The organism is Zooshikella harenae (assembly GCF_018837975.1).
Classification (GTDB): Bacteria; Pseudomonadota; Gammaproteobacteria; order Pseudomonadales; family Zooshikellaceae; genus Zooshikella; species Zooshikella harenae.
On sequence record NZ_JAGSOY010000021.1, the window covers coordinates 56,911 to 77,886 of the forward strand.

The 20,976-nt window shown below is 44.4% G+C and carries 19 protein-coding genes; 4 read left to right on the forward strand and 15 right to left on the reverse strand.

The genetic code is table 11. The features are described 5' to 3' along the window. Nucleotides 1-3 precede the first annotated feature (3 nt). Nucleotides 4-276 (forward strand): hypothetical protein, encoded by a 273-nt coding sequence (locus KCG35_RS10870; protein ID WP_215819717.1) that lies wholly within the window; start codon nt 4-6, stop codon nt 274-276. Nucleotides 277-288: 12 nt separating this feature from the next. Next, a complete protein-coding gene (locus tag KCG35_RS10875; protein ID WP_215819718.1) occupies nt 289-1,023 on the forward strand; it encodes a glycerophosphodiester phosphodiesterase in 735 nt (244 codons plus the stop codon). 16 nt (nt 1,024-1,039) lie between these two features. Here the strand turns inward: KCG35_RS10875 and sthA are convergent, their stop codons facing one another. The 10 genes from sthA to KCG35_RS10925 all read right to left on the reverse strand — a co-directional run bounded on the left by sthA (nt 1,040) and on the right by KCG35_RS10925 (nt 11,758). Further along, nucleotides 1,040-2,434, reverse strand: coding sequence for a Si-specific NAD(P)(+) transhydrogenase (sthA, locus tag KCG35_RS10880; RefSeq protein ID WP_215819740.1), 1,395 nt, complete (start codon nt 2,432-2,434; stop codon nt 1,040-1,042). Nucleotides 2,435-2,591: 157 nt separating this feature from the next. Then, a complete protein-coding gene (gene nqrM / locus KCG35_RS10885; RefSeq protein ID WP_215819719.1) occupies nt 2,592-2,837 on the reverse strand; it encodes a (Na+)-NQR maturation NqrM in 246 nt (81 codons plus the stop codon). A gap of 3 nt (nt 2,838-2,840) precedes the next feature. Next, nucleotides 2,841-3,899, reverse strand: a complete 1,059-nt coding sequence (locus tag KCG35_RS10890; protein WP_215819720.1) for an FAD:protein FMN transferase — start codon at nt 3,897-3,899, stop codon at nt 2,841-2,843. Nucleotides 3,900-4,057: 158 nt separating this feature from the next. Further along, nucleotides 4,058-5,290: an NADH:ubiquinone reductase (Na(+)-transporting) subunit F gene (nqrF, locus tag KCG35_RS10895; protein ID WP_215819721.1), complete on the reverse strand. Its 1,233-nt coding sequence runs from the start codon at nt 5,288-5,290 to the stop codon at nt 4,058-4,060. A gap of 43 nt (nt 5,291-5,333) precedes the next feature. After that, nucleotides 5,334-5,945 (reverse strand): NADH:ubiquinone reductase (Na(+)-transporting) subunit E, encoded by a 612-nt coding sequence (gene nqrE, locus KCG35_RS10900; protein WP_215819722.1) that lies wholly within the window; start codon nt 5,943-5,945, stop codon nt 5,334-5,336. Nucleotides 5,946-5,947: 2 nt separating this feature from the next. Next, on the reverse strand, nt 5,948-6,610 hold the full coding sequence (locus KCG35_RS10905) for an NADH:ubiquinone reductase (Na(+)-transporting) subunit D (RefSeq protein ID WP_215819723.1): 663 nt from the start codon (nt 6,608-6,610) through the stop codon (nt 5,948-5,950). Beyond that, complete coding sequence (locus KCG35_RS10910) at nt 6,610-7,386, reverse strand: Na(+)-translocating NADH-quinone reductase subunit C (protein WP_215819724.1); 777 nt, start codon at nt 7,384-7,386, stop codon at nt 6,610-6,612. The genes KCG35_RS10905 and KCG35_RS10910 overlap by 1 nt, the downstream gene beginning before the upstream one ends. Further along, the gene (locus KCG35_RS10915; protein ID WP_215819725.1) at nt 7,376-8,584 is read right to left on the reverse strand and encodes an NADH:ubiquinone reductase (Na(+)-transporting) subunit B; all 1,209 of its coding nucleotides are present in this window, start codon (nt 8,582-8,584) and stop codon (nt 7,376-7,378) included. The genes KCG35_RS10910 and KCG35_RS10915 overlap by 11 nt, the downstream gene beginning before the upstream one ends. A gap of 2 nt (nt 8,585-8,586) precedes the next feature. Next, nucleotides 8,587-9,927 (reverse strand): Na(+)-translocating NADH-quinone reductase subunit A, encoded by a 1,341-nt coding sequence (locus tag KCG35_RS10920; RefSeq protein WP_215819726.1) that lies wholly within the window; start codon nt 9,925-9,927, stop codon nt 8,587-8,589. A 373-nt stretch (nt 9,928-10,300) separates the two neighbouring features. Beyond that, the gene (locus tag KCG35_RS10925; protein WP_215819727.1) at nt 10,301-11,758 is read right to left on the reverse strand and encodes a glyceraldehyde-3-phosphate dehydrogenase; all 1,458 of its coding nucleotides are present in this window, start codon (nt 11,756-11,758) and stop codon (nt 10,301-10,303) included. Between the two features lie 216 nt (nt 11,759-11,974). On the opposite strand from KCG35_RS10925, the gene mfd reads away from it, so the two are divergent. Together mfd and KCG35_RS10935 are read left to right on the forward strand one after the other, a co-directional pair. Then, nucleotides 11,975-15,430, forward strand: coding sequence for a transcription-repair coupling factor (gene mfd / locus KCG35_RS10930; RefSeq protein WP_215819728.1), 3,456 nt, complete (start codon nt 11,975-11,977; stop codon nt 15,428-15,430). Between the two features lie 108 nt (nt 15,431-15,538). Next, nucleotides 15,539-16,342 (forward strand): CsiV family protein, encoded by an 804-nt coding sequence (locus tag KCG35_RS10935; protein WP_215819729.1) that lies wholly within the window; start codon nt 15,539-15,541, stop codon nt 16,340-16,342. A 93-nt stretch (nt 16,343-16,435) separates the two neighbouring features. On the opposite strand, the gene KCG35_RS10940 is transcribed toward KCG35_RS10935, so the two are convergent. Genes KCG35_RS10940 through KCG35_RS10960 form a run of 5 tightly spaced genes read right to left on the reverse strand, consistent with a single transcriptional unit; the run spans nt 16,436 to nt 20,547 of the window. Then, nucleotides 16,436-17,173 (reverse strand): S-methyl-5'-thioinosine phosphorylase, encoded by a 738-nt coding sequence (locus tag KCG35_RS10940; protein ID WP_215819730.1) that lies wholly within the window; start codon nt 17,171-17,173, stop codon nt 16,436-16,438. 3 nt (nt 17,174-17,176) lie between these two features. Continuing rightward, nucleotides 17,177-18,337 carry a mechanosensitive ion channel family protein gene (locus KCG35_RS10945; RefSeq protein ID WP_215819731.1) on the reverse strand — a complete coding sequence of 387 codons (1,161 nt, stop codon included), beginning with the start codon at nt 18,335-18,337 and terminating at the stop codon, nt 17,177-17,179. Then, a complete protein-coding gene (gene nagZ / locus KCG35_RS10950; protein WP_215819732.1) occupies nt 18,330-19,352 on the reverse strand; it encodes a beta-N-acetylhexosaminidase in 1,023 nt (340 codons plus the stop codon). Before nagZ ends, KCG35_RS10945 begins: the two co-directional genes overlap by 8 nt. Before the next feature lie 17 nt (nt 19,353-19,369). Then, nucleotides 19,370-19,852 (reverse strand): L,D-transpeptidase family protein, encoded by a 483-nt coding sequence (locus tag KCG35_RS10955; RefSeq protein WP_255561964.1) that lies wholly within the window; start codon nt 19,850-19,852, stop codon nt 19,370-19,372. Nucleotides 19,853-19,860: 8 nt separating this feature from the next. Then, nucleotides 19,861-20,547 carry a TetR/AcrR family transcriptional regulator gene (locus KCG35_RS10960; protein ID WP_215819733.1) on the reverse strand — a complete coding sequence of 229 codons (687 nt, stop codon included), beginning with the start codon at nt 20,545-20,547 and terminating at the stop codon, nt 19,861-19,863. Nucleotides 20,548-20,976 lie beyond the last annotated feature (429 nt).

Here is a 20,976-nt window from a genome sequence, read left to right on the forward strand (position 1 = left end):
ATCATGAAGTCGTTAGTTATTACCAGTCTTACACTCTTTTTGAGCCTTAGCTGCTGGGGTGAAACCGTTAATATCGCGGACCAGAAGCAACAGACTCAGGTAGGCGATCTGCCCCGTCATGGTTTATCCGAACAGCAGGTTCGTAGCCAATACGGTGAACCTAAAGCAACACAATCAGTAGGCCAGCCTGTTATTACCCGCTGGGATTATGACAGCTTTACGGTGTACTTTGATCGTCGACAGGTGTTACATAGTGTCGTCCATCGTAAGCCATAACCTCTATTTGTAATGTTGATCATAGGACATCGTGGTGCTCGAAATGAAGCACCCGAAAATACCCTTGCCGGTTTCCAGCATGCAATTGCCCATGGCGTTCGACACTTTGAACTTGATTTGAGGTTAAGTCAGGATCATCAATTAATGGTGATCCACGATAGCACCGTAAACCGAACGACAAATGGACAAGGAAAAGTAGCTACTCAGACGTATAACCAATTGAGAATGCTTGATGCGCGTTATGCGCTTAGTGAATGGAATCAACCAGCACGTATTCCATCATTAAATACATTGATTGAAGCTTGTCCCGAAATTGAACATTTACAGCTGGAACTGAAAGCCGATAATCGAGCGGAGGCTTATGCTGTCGCGGAGGCAGCCCATCAATGGCTGATACATCATGCGCCCCGAAGCGATGTTGTCATTACTTCGGGGGTTTGGCACTGCTTAGATTATTTACAGAATACTAAGCGATCCTATCGTCTTGGTGTTGTAGTTGAACACCATCCACAACCCGTTCGCATCGCCCAAGCATTGAACTGTCAATTACTGGTACTTAATCACAAACGCTGTAATCCTTCACTGGTAGCTGCTGCCAAGGCGAAGCAGCTTGAAGTCTCAACCTGGACAGTAAATGAAGCTAAAGATATACAACACATGTGTGACTGCCAAGTGGATAGCATTATTACCGACTGGCCTACTCGCTATCTCCACTTAGAAACATCAACACAGCAACGAGCAGGTTAAGCCATTATAAATAAAGTTAAAATAAACGGTTTAAACCATCGAGTGCAGCCACACGATAGGCCTCTGCCATGGTGGGATAGTTGAATGTGGTGTTCACAAAATAACGCAAACTATTGGCTTCACCTTTTTGACTCATAATAGCCTGACCTATATGCACGATTTCTGATGCCTGATCACCAAAACAGTGAATACCCAAAATTTCTAGCGTTTCACGGTGAAACAGGATTTTTAACATGCCCACTGTTTCATTACTGATTTGTGCTCTAGCCATCGCTTCAAAATATGCCTGACCAATCTCATAAGGTATTTTTGCAGAGGTCAGCTCTTGCTCCGTCATGCCAATAGAACTTATTTCAGGAATTGTATAAATACCTGTTGGGACATCGTTTACAAACCGCCACTGCTCATTACTTGCCGCATTACCTGCTGCAGAACGCCCTTGATCAAATGCAGCACTCGCCAAACTAGGCCAACCAATCACATCACCTGCCGCATAAATATGCTCCAACACGGTTTGATAATGCTCGTTAACATCTAGCTGACCTCGACTATTTGGCATTAACCCAATATTTTCCAGGCCCATCCCTTGTGTATTACCCGTACGTCCATTTGCCCAAAGTAAGGCATCTGCTTTAAAACGCTTACCAGAGCGAAGATAGATGATGACACCATCATCGACGCCTTCCACCTTCTCGTACTCTTCATTATTCCAAGTCACCACCCCAATATGACGGAGGTGGTAACTTAATGCATCAGAGATTTCTTCATCAAGAAAAGACAACAGTTTATCGCGAGTATTGATTAAATCGACCTTTACCCCCAATCCACTGAAAATGGAGGCATATTCACAGCCAATAACCCCAGCCCCATAAATGACAATACGACGTGGCGTATGTTTTAAGCTAAGGATGGTATCACTGTCATAAATACGAGGATGGCTAAAATCAATATCGGCAGGACGGTAAGGGCGAGATCCTGTAGCAATAATTACTTGCTTAGTCTCCAGATGCTGAATTGTTCCATTGCGATCCAGCACTTCAATAGTATGTTCATTAACAAAGCTTGCCCGCCCAAAAAAAATATCAATACGATTGCGGGCTAAATATTGCGTTCTTGATTTAACCTGCTTTGCAATTACTTTTTCCGCATTTTTCAGGACATTATGAAAACTAAACCAGCGAGGCTCACCGATCTCGCGAAACATGGGTTTTGTATTAAAACTGATAATTTCTTTTACTGCATGGCGTAATGCTTTAGAGGGGATTGTCCCCCAGTGTGTACAGTTACCACCCAGTTGATGCTGCTGCTCTATTAAGGCAACCCGTTTCCCCAGTTTTCGTGCATTGATTGCAGCACCTTCTCCTGCAGGTCCAGATCCCAATACGACTACATCATAATTTGTGACACCCACCACCATGGTACTCCATTAGTCTCATACGTTCTTGCTCGGCTAAAAATAACTGCTTCAACATTCTTTTTCTAAGGTGGTTGTTTCTCAAGACATCCTCCCTCAGAAAAGCTTAGCTTAATGTTAAAAAGCCACTAAAGCAGTATTGTTCGCAACATCATCACTTAGTCGCATCGTAGAACTCAGTGGAATCCTCATCCACTTCGCTGTTAGAAGTAACTTTGCGCTGAGTATTTTTTTTACACTTATCCTGATTTCCGCCACATACTTCACATGCCGTTTTCATACCTAGCGCATTTAATCCGCCACAAGAACCTTTGAGTGGTTTTCGCGCAAATATTACTCCCACAGCCATTCCTACAATGACCAGTAACATCATAAAAAAAACCAAAAAGACGATATTCATGCCCTATTCCTCTCTCGCATCAGACGTAAGATACGCTTTAAACCCTGGTGATGCATAACTGGTAAACCCTTCTCCCTCTTTGACAATAAAGTATGCTGCTAGGTCATGTTCTTTTGCCAGCGCCATACCTTCAGGATAACCAACAACCATTAACATCGTTGCCAAGCCATCGGCCATGGCAACAGAAGGATGTACCACAGTTACAGATGCAAGCTTATGCGTGATTGGGTGCCCTGTGAGCGGGTTTATGGTGTGGGAGAAACGCTGCCCATCTATTTCATAATAGTTGCGATAATCCCCTGATGTAGCTATCCCCTTACCTGGAGCCTCAATGGCTGCACTGGCCTTACGCTGACCTAAAACAGGCTCTTCAATACCAATACGCCAAGGTACTCCAGCCGCTTTTTCACCTTTGACTTTTAACTCCCCCCCCACTTCGACCAGATAACTGTTAATGCCCATCGAATCGAGTGCTTCAGCCACTTTATCGACAGCATAACCTTTAGCAATAGAGGATAAATCAACAAAAACAGGTTTTTCTTTCACTAAGGTAGATGCTTGCTTATCTGCTTTAACATAGTGGTAGCCTACGTTAGCAAAGGCTTCAGCAAGTACTTCATCAGAGGGAACCGTTGTGGGTCGCTTATCAGGACCAAATCCCCACAAATTAACTAAAGGACCCACAGTAACATCATAGCGTCCACCACTCATCTCAGAAATTTCTTGACTAAGCGCAACGAGCGTCACAATGTCATTCGAAAGCTTGAATACCTCTCCCGTGGGCGCCTGATTAAATTGCATTAACTCTGAAGTTGTAATGTACGTTGACATACGCTGATTAATATCAGCCAGCACAGCATCGACACGTTGAGCAACTTCTGGCTGACTTACATTGCTATCACCCGTAATATACTTCACCTGGTAGGTAGTACCCATCGTCGGTCCACTCACCTGCTCCATTGCCTGCTGGTTACAGCCTGCTAGCAAACAAATAAGCAGCCATTGAATGGCATAACCAAAAACACTTTTCTTCGTATACACATATTGTTCAAGTATGTTCACTACGGTACTCACTGATACTAAACAACGACTGCTTTAGCACTTGCTATAAGCAAAAAAGGGTTCAATCATGCTGACCGAACCCTTCTTATAGCTATCTAAAGCTTTGTGTTATGCCAGCACAAGCTGACACACGGTTTTCACTTTTAACCAATTCAGTATTAACCACCAAAATCATCAAGCAGAATATTTTCAGGCTCAACACCCAAGTCTTCTAACATTTTGATTACAGCAGCGTTCATCATGGGAGGTCCACACATGTAGTATTCACAGTCTTCAGGTGCAGGATGATCTTTCAAATAATTTTCAAGCAGTACCTGATGGATAAAGCCTGTGTACCCAGTCCAATTATCCTCTGGTTGAGGATCTGATAGCGCAACATGCCACTTAAAGTTTTCATTCTCAGCAGCAAGCTGATCATAGTCTTCAATATAAAACATCTCTCGTTTGCTACGCGCACCATACCAGAAAGACATTTTACGTTTTGACTGCAAGCGCTTGAGTTGATCAAAAATATGCGCCCGCATCGGTGCCATACCCGCACCACCACCAATGAAGACCATTTCTGCATCAGTGTCTTTCGCAAAGAACTCACCGAAGGGACCATAAACAGTGACCTTATCACCTGGGTTAAGGTTAAACACCCAAGAAGACATTTTACCAGGAGGCACATCAGAGCCAGGAGGTGGTGAAGCAATCCGAATATTAAACTTCAGAACACCTTTTTCTTCAGGGTAGTTGGCCATGGAGTAGGCACGAATCACAGGTTCATCAACCTTTGAAACATACTGCCACAGGTTAAACTTATCCCAGTCTGGGCGGTACTCTTCTTCAACCTCAAAGTTTTTGTAGTGGACTTCATGAGGTGGTGCTTCAAGCTGCACATAACCACCCGCCCGGAAATTCACCACCTCACCTTCTGGTAGCTCCAGAACAAGCTCTTTGATGAAAGTAGCCACATTATGGTTTGACTTAACTGTACACTCCCACTTTTTCACCCCAAAAAACTCTTCAGGGACTTCAATTTTCATATTCTGCTTAACGGGAACCTGGCAAGCCAAACGCCAGCCTTCATTAGCCTCACGGCGGTTAAAATGGGACTCTTCGGTAGGAAGAATTGAACCTCCACCATCTAGCACCTTGCACTTACACTGAGCACAAGAGCCACCACCACCACAGGCAGAAGACAAGAAAATATTATTCTCAGCAAGCGTCTGAAGGAGTTTACCTCCAGCCGCTGTTGTTACCGACTTCTCGGGGTCATCATTGATATTAATCGTGACATCACCGGTACTCACCAGCTTGGAGCGAGCCACCAGGATTACTGCCACCAGTGCAAGGACGATGACCGTAAACATGGCAACCCCGAGCAGGATTACACTGATACCTGACATATCGTTTCCTTATTATTCATTCTCTGTTGGTACACATAACTGCTTAGAGTTGAACGCCAGAAAAAGACATAAAGCCCAGTGACATCAAACCAACAGTAATAAATGTTACACCTAAGCCACGCAACCCTTCTGGTACATCGCTATACTTGAGTTTTTCCCGGATACCCGCTAACGCAACAATGGCCAGAGCCCAACCTACCCCTGCCCCAACACCGTATACAGTACTTTCAGCAAAGGTATAATCACGTTCAACCATAAACAGAGAAGCCCCTAAAATGGCACAGTTAACCGTGATCAGCGGTAAGAATACGCCTAGTGCGTTATATAGCGCAGGCACATACTTATCCAAAACCATTTCAAGTATCTGCACAATCGCAGCAATTACACCGATATAACTTAAATAACCAAGAAAAGACAGGTCAACATCAGGCAACCCAGCCCAAGCCAAAGCACCTTCTTTTAATACGTGCTGATAAAGCAGGTTGTTGACAGGTACTGTTACTGCCTGTACCACAATAACCGCAATGCCCAAGCCAATGGCTGCCTGGATCTTTTTGGAAATGGCAAGAAATGTACACATCCCCAGGAAGAAGGCCAGTGCCATATTTTCAATAAAGACAGCCTTTATGAATAAGCTAATGTAATGTTCAATCATAGTTACATAGCCTCCTTATACTTGCTGTGGGCGGCCAGTTTATAGTCAGGCTGCTCCACTTGGTTTTTCTTCCAAGTTCGGAGGCCCCAGATGATCAAGCCAATCAAGAAGAATGCTGATGGAGGTAACAGTAACAGGCCATTGGGCTGATACCAGCCACCTTCGCTAACCAGCGGTAAAATCTCATAACCAAACAGTTTACCTGCACCAAGCAGCTCACGAATTACCCCTAGCGTCAACAGAATAACGCTGTAACCCAAACCGTTACCAATTCCATCAATAAAGCTGGGTATGGGAGGGTTCTTCATAGCAAAAGCTTCAGCACGTCCCATGACAATACAGTTGGTAATGATCAGCCCCACGAAAACAGAAAGCTGTTTACTAATGCTATAGGCATAGGCTTTCAGTACCTGATCCACCACAATGACCAATGAAGCAATAATCGTCATTTGCACAATAATACGAATACTGCTGGGTATATGGTGACGAATTAACGAGACGGACATATTTGAAAACGCAGTCACCAACGTCAGTGCAATACACATAACGACGGTCGTCTGCAAATTACTGGTCACCGCCAGCGCTGAACAAATCCCCAAAATTTGCAATGCAATTGGGTTGTTATCCAATATGGGGGATAAAATGATTTCTTTGGTATTACTCATTATGCTTTCCCCGCTCTTAAGTTAGCCAAGAAGGGTCCAAAGCCATTTTCGCCTAACCAGTAGTGCAGTAGGTTTTCAACCCCACGAGTGGTTAAGGTTGCACCCGCCAAGCCATCAACCTGGTGATCAAAGTTTGGATTACTTGGATTTGCACCCCCTTTGATCAAGTCAATCTTCACTTGAAACTGGTCATCATAAACCACTTTGCCAGGCCACTGTGATTTCCACTTAGGGTTATCCACTTCACCGCCTAAGCCAGGCGTTTCCCCCTGATCATAGAAGCCAAATCCTACAACTGTCTTGGTATCACCCTTCAACGCCAGAAAGCCATACATCGTGGACCAAAGCCCATAACCGTGTACAGGTAAAATGATGGTATCAATGGTGTTGTTTTTCTCTACCACATAAACTGTCGCGTAATGCGCTTGACGCTTAATGCTGGCAACATCCTGGTTCGAAGGAACAATATCAGACTGCTTAGGATCTTTTGCCGCTTTTCGCTGATCATAGCTACTGGCCTTAACTTTATCTGTAAATTGACCAGTTTGCAGATCAACAATTTTAGGGGTAATCGACTTAAACTGTTCTGCAATAGGCTGGCCTGATTGCATCAGTCCCGCAATTTCCAGAATGCTACGCTGTTTATCCAGCTGTTTGTTTTGTTTCTGGGTATCCCGCAACAATACTGCTGCACCAGAGACTAGTACTGAGCAGACCAAACACAGCAGGACCGAAACGGTAATCGTTTTCTTGATTGAGTCATTACTAGCTGACATTGAGTCTCGCCTCCCGCCGCTTGATATTCGATTGCACCACAAAATGGTCGATGAGCGGCGCAAACAGATTGGCAAATAGAATGGCTAACATCATCCCTTCAGGGAAAGCAGGATTGATTACCCGAATCAACACAGCCATCACACCAATCAAGCCACCAAAATACCATTTACCCATATCAGTCATTGACGCAGAAACAGGATCTGTGGCCATAAAGAACATACCAAAGGCAAAACCTCCCAATACCAAATGCCAATACCAAGGCATGGCAAACATGAAGTTGGTTTCAGAGGAAATCGCATTGAACAGCAAAGCAGTAGCAATCATGCCAATCATCACACCACCAACAATACGCCAGGAAGCAATGCCTGTGATCAGCAGTACCAAACCACCCAGCATAATAGCCAAAGTAGAGGTTTCACCAATAGATCCAGGAATTGTGCCCACAAAGGCCTCAGCCCAAGTATACGTATTTTGCAGTGTTTCCATACCGTGAGAGGCAGCGACTCCTAAAGCGGTAGCGCCGGTAAAGTTATCAACAGCTGTCCAAACCGCTTCACCCGACATTTGAGCTGGGTATGCGAAGAACAAGAAAGCACGACCAGTTAGCGCTGGGTTAAGGAAGTTTTTCCCCGTGCCACCGAAAACTTCTTTACCAATCACCACCCCGAAGGATATACCCAATGCAACCTGCCATAAGGGAATCGTAGGCGGTAAAATCAACGCAAACAGGATTGAGGTAACAAAAAATCCCTCATTGACCTCATGACCCCGAATAGTCGCAAACAAGACTTCCCAGAAGCCCCCCACAATGAAGGTTACAATATAGACAGGCAAAAAGTAGGCTGCACCATATATCAGGCAATCCCACCAGCTACTGGCATCATAGCTACTCAGCAAACCGATAAAAACACCACGTAAACCATCCACTTCAGTGATCCCGGCAGTTGGCATCGCTTGTAATGCTTGCCAGCCAACATTGTACATACCAAAAAACATGGCAGGGAATGTACAGAACCAAACAGTAATCATGATCCGCTTCAGGTCAATACCGTCACGGACGTGCGATGTACTACCAGTCACTTTGCCAGGCGTATAAAAAATGGTATCAGCCGCTTCATACAGCGCATACCACTTCTCGTACTTACCCCCTTTATGAAAGTTAGGCTCTATTTTGTCTAGAAACTGTCGCAAGCTCATCTTCAACCCTCCTGCTCAATACGGTTCAGGTTGTCACGAAGGATTGGCCCGTACTCATATTTGCCTGCACATACATAGCTGCACAGTGCCAAATCTTCCTCATCAAGCTCTAAACAGCCTAATTTTTGAGCCATTTCGGTATCACCCACAATCAGCGACCGAAGTAGCTGTGTTGGCAAAATATCCAGCGGCATAATTTTTTCGTAATTGCCCACAGGCACCATGGCTCTGATACTGCCATTGGTTGTTGTGGTAAAGGGAAAGCGTTTACCGGCTGTAAGTTTGGATAAGAACACATTCATGACGGAGTGTTTTTCTTGTCCTGCTGCTAGCCATCCCATGAATTCACGCTTATAACCTTCTTCAAGTACCACCACCTGATTATGGTAACGCCCCAGAAATGCCAGCTCATTTTTAGCGGTTGAACCGCCAAACACAGAGCCAGAAATGACACGGTTGGCCTTATTCGACACTTCACCTTCAATAAGGTCAGTCAAATTAGCACCCAGTTGAGTTTTGACCAATCTTGGCTTATCAACTTGTGGACCCGCAAGTGATACCACACGTTCTAGCCAAAGCTTACCTGTGGTAAACAGTCGGCTAATGGCAATAACATCCTGATAGCCAACGTGCCAAACGGTCTTATTGGCACCCACAGGATCAAGAAAATGAATATGTGTACCAGGTAAACCTGCAGGATGAGGGCCTGAGAAGCAATGTACGGAGACCGGAGCCTGTCCTACATCGATTGAAGCATTGTCACCTTGGCAAACATATACTTTACCGGAAGTGAGCTTAGCAATGAGCGACAGCCCCTGAATAAAGTCATCTTGATACTCTTTAATGACGACAGCAGGGTCTGCAGCCAGCGGATGAGTATCCATTGCGGTCACAAAAATTGAGTGCGGTGTGGTATCTGGCTCGGGTACTTTGCTAAATGGTCTGGTACGAAAAGCGGTCCACAAACCAGACTGAATCAAGTTTTCTTGTACTTGCGCTTGAGTCAGTTGATCAAAGGTTTTGGGATCATAGCTAGCAAAAGTTTCAGCATCATCTCCATCAACCGCAATCACAAGCGATTGGAAGACACGTTTTTCACCTCGATTGACCGCGGTCACTACTCCACTTGCAGGAGCAGTATAAAGTACGCCCGGTGTTTTTTTATCAGAAAAGATAACCTGTCCTGTCTTTACCCGATCACCTTCAGCAACTGCCATTGTTGGCTTCATACCAACATAGTCTCGGCCAAGTATCGCTACAGAGCGAACTGGACGTGCAGCATCAATGGTCTGCTGTGGCGATCCTGTGATCGGTAAATCAAGGCCCCGTTTGATGTTGATCATACGTAATGCCTATCACTGGTTGAACGTTCAAGGTTACCCTAATTAACCCATCACGGACGACTGACGCTTGTTGTTGTATTGTTCAGTCAAGTGGTTGCGCTGAGAAGCATGATTTATTTATGAGCTCATAGGCTCACGCTAAAATCACATAGCGTTGCAGGTCAAAACCCATTTCTAGGGACATCTTGCAATGCGGTTCACATGAGCATCATCAGGCTAATTAGAGTTACTACCCCACAGAAAAATCGCCAGCATTATAATGATGCAGTCGAAATTATGCCACATTTAACGCCGTATTTATTCTGATTTTGCGTTACTGCGGAGTAACAGCTAGTACAACCCTATGGCATAGCCACAGGGTTTTTGTTCAAATTTATGGCTTTGGGAACATGGGATAACGAATATTAGCCAGGGTTTGTAGTATTCGATTTACCTGAAAACTATAGCCGAATTCGTTATCATACCACACATAAAGTACACAACGATTGTTGTCCACAATCGTTGCCTCCCCATCAATAATGCCAGCGTAGCGAGAACCAACGAAGTCAGACGAAACCACTTCTGGAGAGTTGACATAGTCAATCTGTTTCTGCAAATCCGAATACAGAGAAACCTCCCGTAAGTAGTTGTTGAGCTCATCAACCGTTGTTTCTTTATTTAATGTTAAATTAAGAATAGCTAAAGAAACATTAGGTGTAGGCACTCGTATCGCATTTCCCGTCAGCTTGCCTTTCAACTCAGGCAAAGCCTTGGCTACCGCTTTTGCCGCCCCGGTTTCAGTAATGACCATGTTCAATGGTGCACTACGACCCCGACGGTCAGCCTTATGGTAGTTATCAATGAGATTCTGATCATTGGTATAGGAGTGAACCGTTTCTACATGACCATGCTCAATACCAAACTGATCATTCACCGTTTTCAGTACAGGAACAATGGCATTGGTGGTACAAGAAGCCGCCGTCACAATTTTATCATCTGCCGTAATGAGCTGATGGTTGACACCTTGCACTATATTTTTTAACTCACCTTTGCCTGGTGCTGTTAACAATACACGGTTAACGCCAGGACACTCAAGGTGTTGTGATAAGCTTTCTTTATCACGCCAAATGCCTGTGTTGTCCACCACAATAGCATTGTCAATGCCATACTGAGCGTAGTCTACGTCAGCAGGTGAGTTAGCATAAATCACCTGGATGAAATTGCCATTAACAATGATGGCGTTGTTAGTTTCATCGATGGTAATGGTGCCACCAAATGAACCATGAATTGAGTCACGACGCAGCAGGCTGGCACGTTTTAATAAATCATTTTTCGCGCCGCCTTTCCGCACCACAATAGCTCTAAGGTTTAAGCCATCACCACTACCTGCCCGCTCAATTAATATTCTCGCAACCAGTCGACCAATGCGACCAAAGCCGTATAAAACGACATCCTGACCTTTACCCATCCCGCCAGAATGCTTATCGATCACATCAGCAATTTCCTGACGAACAAAAGTAGCCAGGTCCAGGTCCTGCACTTGTTGTTGTTTTTTAAACTTAATGGCTAACTTGCCCACATCAATGTGTGCGGGTCCTAAGTTCAGTTCTGTTAGAAGCTGGAGAATGGGATAACTGTCCTCAATAGCCAGTTCTTCAGCTTCTATTTGACGGACAAAACGGTGGGCTTTAATAATATCGATTACAGAGCGATTGATGATTTGCCGGCTGTAAATGGATGTCACTACATTGTGTTCACGATACAGCTTGCCAATCAGCGGGATCATGGCCTCAGCCATCGCTTCACGTCTTTTCCAGTCCTGGAAACAGTCACGCTGTATTTTTTGGTTCACGTTTTTTACCTTTTTAGTTAACCAATACACTACGGTATTGTTTTTTGTCGATACACACTCTAGGTTATAAGCGCGTATATTATCGAGGCTCGGCACCCGCAACGCAACTCAGTGACGGGTGATTCTTATTACTCGACGTGCGCTATATCCCATATCTCGCGTATGATGCGTAGCTGGCAAGATAATCTGAAATTTTGTAGGACAACTGGTAAGTCAATGACTGTTCAACATACTGCTCTGGAATTACCCACTCATCGTGGTGATCGACGTTTTCTTGGTAACTTACAAGGCGCTGCGACTAGCTGGACTGTTGCAACGGCAGCTCACCAATTCAACGGATTAAGTCTGATCATTACGCCTGACACAGCCAGTGCCAATCAAATTGAACGTGAGCTAGGCTTATTTTTACCAGAAGAAAACACCCTTCCTGTGCTGTCTTTTCCTGACTGGGAAACACTACCCTATGATAGTTTTTCACCACACCAGGATATTATTTCACAACGTTTACTAACCCTTTACCGACTCCCACAAGTGCGCCAAGGTATTCTTATTGTGCCAATCACTACCTTGATGCATCGCATTACACCCAGCAACTACTTACAAGCGAATAGTCTCATACTCACGGTTGGTGACCAATTTGAGCTGAACACTGAACGTCAACGACTGGAAAGTGCGGGTTATCGCTGCGTTGACACTGTCTTTGAGCATGGTGAGTTTGCAGTAAGAGGCAGTATCATGGATATTTTTCCAATGGGTTTGGAGACTCCAGTTCGTATTGACTTATTTGATGACACCATTGAGACCTTACGTTTATTTGATCCTGAATCACAACGCTCAACAGAAAAACTTAATGAACTTCACCTGTTGCCGGCTAAAGAGTTTCCACTCAATCGCAAAGCAATTGATCATTTCAAACAAACATGGCGTACAACATTTGATGTAGACTTTCGACAGTGTCCTGTCTATCAGGATGTCACTCATGCAATTGCACCCGCGGGTATTGAATATTATTTACCACTATTTTTTGAAGAATGTGCCACCCTTTTCGATTATTTACCTAACCAGGTTCAAGCTATTCTTCTTGGTAATGTGGAGCCTGCTATTGAACGCTTTTGGCAAGAAGCTAATAATCGTTATGAAAGTCGTCGACATGATATTCAAAGGCCTATTCTGCCTCCTCACCAAGTTTTTGTCCCCAGTAACGAGTTCTTTTCTGCTTGTCGTCAGTTACCTCGATTACAACTTGAACAGAAGACAGTTGAAGAAAAGCCTGGGCGTACAAACCGTCCCAGTTTGCCCTTACCCTCTTTGGCTACAGATGCCCGCCATGAACAACCTCTACACCTCCTCCAAGCATTTATTGCTGAACATAAGCCTCGTATCTTATTTTGTGCTGAATCAGCAGGCCGACGGGAAGCCCTGTTAGAACACCTTAACAAGATTAATATCAGCCCAACACCCTTTAGCCATTGGCATGCTTTTGTCAATGATACCCGCTGTCAATTTGGTATTACTATTGCGCCTATCGATCAAGGCTTATGGTTCACAGATCAAAATCTGTGCCTGATTACTGAATCAGAACTATTCGGTCAGCGGGTTGCACAGCGTCGACGCCGTCGAAAACAGCAAGACCAAAGTGACCAAATCATTAAAAATTTAACGGAGCTAAAAATTGGCGCACCTGTCGTCCATATTGATCATGGGGTAGGTCGTTATCGAGGCTTACAAACGCTGACCATTGATGATCAACCCGCTGAGTTTTTAATGTTAGAGTACAGTGATGACGCTAAGCTTTATGTACCTGTTTCCAGCCTCCATTTAATTTCTCGCTATACTGGTGCAGATGATGAACTAGCCCCTTTACATAAACTGGGCAGCGAACAGTGGAGTAAAGCACGACGTAAAGCTGCCGAAAAAGCCCGTGATGTAGCCGCAGAGTTATTGGACATTTATGCCCGCCGTGCTGCCCGCCAAGGCTTTCCCTTCCCAGCCCCTGAACTTAATTATGAACAGTTTGCCAGCAGCTTCCCTTTTGAGGAAACCCCTGATCAGCAGTCCGCTATTCAGGCTGTCATCCATGATATGATCTCACCCCAGCCCATGGACCGCCTGGTATGTGGTGATGTGGGCTTTGGTAAAACGGAAGTTGCAATGCGCGCTGCGTTTCTTGCGGCACAGGGTGGTAAGCAAGTTGCGGTACTTGTCCCTACCACCCTACTCGCCCAACAACACTATGAAAGCTTTAAAGATCGTTTTGCTGATTTACCTGTTAATATTCAAGTACTGTCCCGCTTTCGTAGCACTAAAGAGGTCAATCAAACTGTTTCTGCATTAGCAGAAGGCAAAGTGGATATTGTCATTGGAACTCACAAACTCTTGCAGGGTTCGGTAACTTTCCGCAATTTAGGCTTAATTATTATTGATGAGGAACACCGGTTTGGGGTTCGCCAAAAAGAACAATTGAAAGCGCTACGCGCCGAGGTTGATATTCTCACCCTCACCGCCACCCCCATTCCCCGAACGCTGAATATGGCGATGGCTAGTCTGCGCGACTTATCAATCATTGCTACGCCACCCGCACGTCGGTTATCCGTAAAGACCTTTGTCCGCCCTTCAGATAAGCACCTGATTAAAGAAGCTATTCTGCGTGAGCTGCTCCGTGGTGGGCAGGTATATTATTTACACAATGAAGTGAAAACCATTGAAAAAGTCGCTGAAGAATTGACTGAGCTCGTGCCCGAAGCACGCATAGCCGTTGGTCATGGGCAAATGCGGGAGCGGGAATTAGAGCAGGTCATGTCTGACTTTTACCATAAACGCAGTAATCTTTTAGTGTGTACCACGATTATTGAAACCGGTATCGATATTCCAAGTGCCAACACCATTATCATTGACCGCGCTGATAAGTTTGGCTTGGCGCAGCTTCACCAGTTACGGGGTCGAGTTGGTCGTTCCCATCACCAGGCTTACGCTTACTTACTCACACCTGAGTCAAAAAAGGTCACCGACGATGCAGTGAAACGCCTGGATGCTATTTCTGTTGCCGATGAGCTTGGAGCAGGCTTTACCTTAGCCACCCATGACTTAGAGATACGTGGTGCAGGTGAATTATTGGGCGATGAACAAAGTGGGCAGATTCAATCTGTGGGTTTCAGCTTATATATGGAAATGTTAGAGCGTGCGGTTGCCGCCATCCAAAAAGGCGAAACACCAGACTTGGATAAACCACTACAACAAGGACCAGAAGTTAATTTACGGGTACCCGCCCTACTCCCTGAAGACTACATTGCTGATGTCCATACCCGTTTAATGATGTACAAACGCATTGCAAATGCTGCTAATACTGAAACATTGGAAGAACTTCAAGTTGAACTCATTGACCGTTTTGGCTTATTACCTGAACCTACCAAATACCTGTTTAGACAAACAGAGCTTAAGTTGTTAGCACAGAAACTGGGTATTCATAAAATAGATACTGGATCAGAAACAGGTCGCTTAGAGTTTGGCAATGAACCACAAGTAGATCCACTAAAAATTGTGCAGCTAGTACAAGCGCACCCTTATCGCTACAGACTGGAAGGTGCCACCATCTTTAAATATTTTGAAGAAATGCCCTCACCTGAAGCGCGATTAACAACAACCCAGCAGGTGATGACGCTGTTAGCGAGCTGAGCCATTCGCTCTATACAAAAACAATGAGTTTTATCTGTCTTGATGGCAAAAATCGTTAGCGTCTGACTAAGCTTAAGGCGTGATGATTAAAAGGGATAAGTAAATAAGTTGAAAAGACCAAGCATTGGATGCTCGTTATTACTCATGCTCATTGGCTCACTCTCTTCCGTTGCTGTATGTCTGGCAGCAATGGCACAGCAAGGTGAGCCTTTACCAACAAAACAAACAGAACCATTGCCAAAATGGCTGCAAGTTGAAGTCATTATTATTCAGCAGGAGTATAACGAAGATACACTGGAAACCTGGCCCGTACTAAATAAACAGCCACTCCCCACTCACTATGCTCGCCTTTCTGACCAGCAGCCAAATGAAACCGATAACGCCTTAGTCCCCTATACCACCTATCCTGTACTTCAGAAAGAGCAGCATACTTTATCTGCAACAGCCCAAAAACTGCAGCGTAATCATACATTTTATGTGCTGGCCTATACGGGCTGGACTCAACCCTATCAACAAGCTGAACCTATTCGTATAGAGGGTGGACAGTATTACGGCGACCAACCTGAGCTTATTGGCATCTTACATATTCAACCTTTAGAGCATGTTTTCCAGCTCAAGGTTGATTTATGGTTTCGTACTTTTGAAGTCGTCTTACCCACAGCAAAACAAACAGCAACCAAACAGCATTGGAATGTGGTGGAATTTGAGGATGAGGCTGAAATGACCGCTGAAGAGCGCTGGTTAGCCGCTGCAAGCCCAGATGACCTGCGCTATGAACTGAAAGCAAATTACAGTTTACAGCAAACGGAAGTACTTACACCAAAAACAATACACTACATTGATAGCCCAGTTATTGGCGTGTTAATCAAACTGGTTCCCATGTCCCCTCCACCAGAAAAACCTGCTTCTTAACGATGTTTGATTTCTGACAGTGGTTCATACTGCCTCTCATCAAACTAAAAAGCATACTTTCCTGGTAGGAAATCATAGTATTTAAAGCGACAACTAACGGTTGAGCGTCGCTAGCAATAAGCGTTTTACGTTTTGCATGCCTTTGGCTAACGCCAACTCAATTTCATCCATGGTGATAATGCCAGAGCTCCGCCCTGCCGCCATGTTCACGACTAAAGCAATACTGGCGTAATCAATTTCCATCTCTCGAGCTAAGGCCGCTTCAGGCATTGCTGTCATACCAACAATATCAACGCCATCACGCTCTAATCGGTTAATTTCAGCAACCGTTTCTAAGCGAGGACCCTGAGTACATCCATACACTGCTTTGTCTTTAATAGGTAATTGAATATCCTGGGCTGTTTGCAGTAACTGATCTCTCAAGCCCGCACTAAAAGGCTCAGTAAAGTCAATATGATGCACTGGCTGATCATCACCAGGAAAAAAAGTATGCTCACGGCCATAAGTGTAATCAATTACTTGATCAGGTATTACAATACTCTCTGGCGGTATTTCTGAGCAGATACTACCCACCGCATTCACCGCAAAAATCTGGTTAACCCCAAGCTGTTTTAGCGCAGCGATATTGGCTCGATAATTAATGCAGTGTGGTGCGAATTGATGTGGACAGCCATGCCGGGCAAGGAAAGCAACCTCTACATTGCCCAGCTGGGCAATAATAATTGGCGCAGATGGATTACCATAAACGGTTTCTTGCGCCACTGTATCTCGTAGTTCCAGCTCTGGCCACTGAGCCAGACCTGTGCCACCAATAACAGCCATCGACGGCATGCGTTAGTCTCCGTGTTCAAATGCAACTTTACTTTCTGGGTGATTTAAGCCACTTGCTGATGCAACATGCAACGCGTCGGGCAAATGGACAGTTTGAGTTGGGTACGCTACTTCAGCACCATGATCAGCAATAATTTGCAGAATTTTTAGCAGAATATCCTGCTTGATCTTATGGTATTCAACCCAGTTTGTTGTCTTGGTAAAGGTATAAATAAAGAAATCTAAAGAGGATGGCCCAAATGCATTAAAATTAACAATCAAGGTTTGCCGGGTATCAATATCTGGATGGTTTTCCAACAAATCTTTTACCGACTCAATAACCGGCTGGACTTTACTCGCATCATCGTAACGTAAACCAATGGTTTCATAGATCCGCCGATTTAGCATTCTTGAAGGGTTCTCAACAGAAATATTGGTAAACGTTGAATTGGGTACATATAAAGGCCGCTTATCAAAAGTACGAATACAGGTTAATCGCCAGCCAATATGCTCTACCGTACCCTCAATATTCTTATCAGGAGATCGCACCCAATCACCCACTTTAAAGGGCCGATCTAAATAAATCATTAACCCACCAAAAAAGTTGGCTAATAAATCTTTTGCCGCAAAACCAACAGCAATACCGCCAATCCCACCAAAAGCCAACACCCCTGATATGCTATAACCCAACGATTGAAGTACGACAAGTGTTGCCGTAATGATCACTGCCGCCCTGAGTAACTTGCCGATAGCCGATACTGTTGTTGCATCCATCGGCTGGCGATGTGATGGTGGAGAGATCAATGTTTGCTCAATATTATGAATTAAGCGCACTAAAAACCAGGTGATTAAGCCAATCACAATGACTTGGCGTGCGGGTTCAATAATATCAAACACCACCGCATGCGACACTTTACGGGTAATTTCTGCCGCCCAGCTTAAGCCAACCACCCAAATCAAAATTTCTAGAGGCTTACGAGCAGCCGCAATTAACGCATCATCCCAAACATTAACTGTTTTCTCTAACTGAACAGCTAGTTTATTCAACATATGCCGGGCAATAAAGTTGGCCAACAGCGTTAAAAAAACAACCGTAAATACCTGATAAACCCAAATATCCTGGCTTTTAATAAAATCAAAGTATTGCAAAAAGCTGGTTACCGCCTTATCAACTTCCTCAGTCATAGCTCCACCGCATCAAACGTGTTCGTATTTCCTCCCAACGAGCATCCTGTTGTAACTGGTCAAAATCAACAGACAAATTAGCTCGCAGTACATTTATTTGGTTAGCACAATCACGCTGTGCAAACGTTGGTTGCTGTAATAACTGCAAAACTTTAACGCGCTGATTACACACTAACAACAGATCACAGCCTGCATCTAACGCAGCTTGTGCTTGGGCTACAGCACTGCCATTTACCCAGTTTGCGCCATGCATCGATAAATCATCACTTAAAATCACCCCATTGAAGCCTAGCTTCTCACGCAAGACAGTGGTTAACCAATAACGTGAAAAACCTGTTGGCTCAGCAGCAACCTTTGGAAAAACCACATGAGAAGCCATTACCGCAGGAATACCCTGCTCAATAAAAGCTTTAAAGGGAAAACCATCGGTTGCCATGATGTCTTCAAACGTACGCTCATCAACAACTTGATGATGATGACTATCCTCAGCAACCCCACCATGACCGGGAAAGTGCTTGATGCAAGCAGACATACCTGCAGCCGTTAAGCCCTGAATAAAAGCGCCCGCATACTCAATCACATGTTGTGGATCTTCAGCAAAGGCTCGGTCACCTACCACATTACTAATGCCACGATCTAAATCCACGACGGGTGCTAATGTTAAATCAATACCGCACGCTAAAAGCTCGCTGGCTAACAACCACCCTACATCACGCAGTAAAGCAGTAACGTCAATATTTTCATTCCGTGCTGTTTTAACGAGCTGCCTCATTGCTGGAATACGCGTAAACTCAGCTTTAAAACGTTGCACACGTCCACCTTCCTGATCCGTCATAATAAGCAAATCAGGACGCAATGCCCTCACCTCTTGAATTAAATCAACAAGCTGTTGGCGGTGCTGATAATTACGACTAAATAAAATCAGCCCCCCTACTCTGGGGTCGTGTAGTAACTGGACATCTTCTTCGGTCAATTGGGTACCGGCAATGTCAATCACTAATGGTCCAGAACGCATACTGAATCCTTGATCAACTAACGCTTAATAAGCACAAGCGTACCCGCAGGGGTCGCATTAAAAAGTTCAACTAAATCCTGGTTTCGCATCCTAATACAACCATGCGAGTAAGGCACTCCCATCGGTTCGGTATCTGGAGTACCATGGATATAAATATAACGACGCATGGTATCCACATTTCCCAGCCGATTAACCCCTTTTTCACAACCACATAGCCAAAGAATTCGGGATAAAATCCAGTCACGGTTGGGGTATTGTTTAGCGAGTTGTGGAGAGTATATTTCACCTGTAAAGCGACGCCCTACAAACACGGCATTTATAGGGTATTCTCCCCCAATTTTTGCCCTTACATAATGCTTGCCCAGTGGCGTTTGTCCACTGCCTTGTTGTTGACCTATCCCTTTTTCAGCGGTAGATATCGGGTAACAAGTAGGCATATCATTGCTTGTGTTGAAAAACATCAACTGCTGACTGCCAACACAAACTTCAATTCGTGGCATTGCAGACATCATGAATCAAATGTCGTTTGCTCACCCGTTGCATGGGGGGATGTCAACGTTGGTACTTCAGCACGCATGCCACTGGCCAGAAAAGGCACCATTCTTTCTAATATTACTGGAATGTTTGGATGCTCACCATACTCTGCTTCAGCAATGGCACGTAACGCATCCAAACCAGACATGGTAAATGCTACAGAACCTAGCATAAAATTAATTCGCCAAAACAGCTCTTCCTTAGGCAAACCTGGTGCTGCTCGCACGACAAGTTCAATGTAACGCCTAAAGGTATTCCCATAAACAGATTCCAGGTATTTACGTAAATGGCCTTGGGTCTGACTGAACGCAAGCCCTAACAAACGCATAAAAATCGATAAGTCGTTTTTACCACGAGACTCTACCGATAAAATCTGTTGAAATAACAACTTGAGTAACTCTTCTAAGCTCAGCGTTTTTTCATGCCACTGTGCTTCAATGTTATCCAGCGCTTGGGATAATTGCTTACTAAAGGGGTCCAGAAAACGGGAAAAAACCGCCTGAATCAACACTTTCTTAGAGCCAAAATGGTAGTTAACCGCTGCCAGGTTAACCCCTGCTCTGCTCGTGATGGTGCGTAATGATGTTTCTGCAAAGCCTTTTTCAGCAAATAAGGCTTCTGCTGCATCAAGAATTCGTTCTACCGTGTCTGATTGCGCCATAATAAATTCGATTTAAATACCATCTATTATACCCTTCACGAATCGTGCTTCGGGTTCACTATTAAATTCCAGGGAAATAATGACCTAGCAAATAGCCAACAATAGGTGTTTACCCACAAGCGATACTTCCAAACACCTTATGCTCTTCGGCCTGTAGTGAATCAAATCGTTCCCCACGTATTTCGCTTAATTGAGAAATACCTACAAATTATTACACTAATATGACCTGTCAGCCTTATTAAGCACATCGCTATACGTGACGTGTTAGACAAGAAATAGCCAAAATTCAAACGATTTGAACATACGTATTAATCATGTATAAGTCAAGCAACAGGAAGACCGGATGGCAAGTCAAGCAGCATGCTACTTATAACGTATTTTCGAAAGACAATCTTTTGCTGACTTGATAGCCTTAAGACAACATAGCTT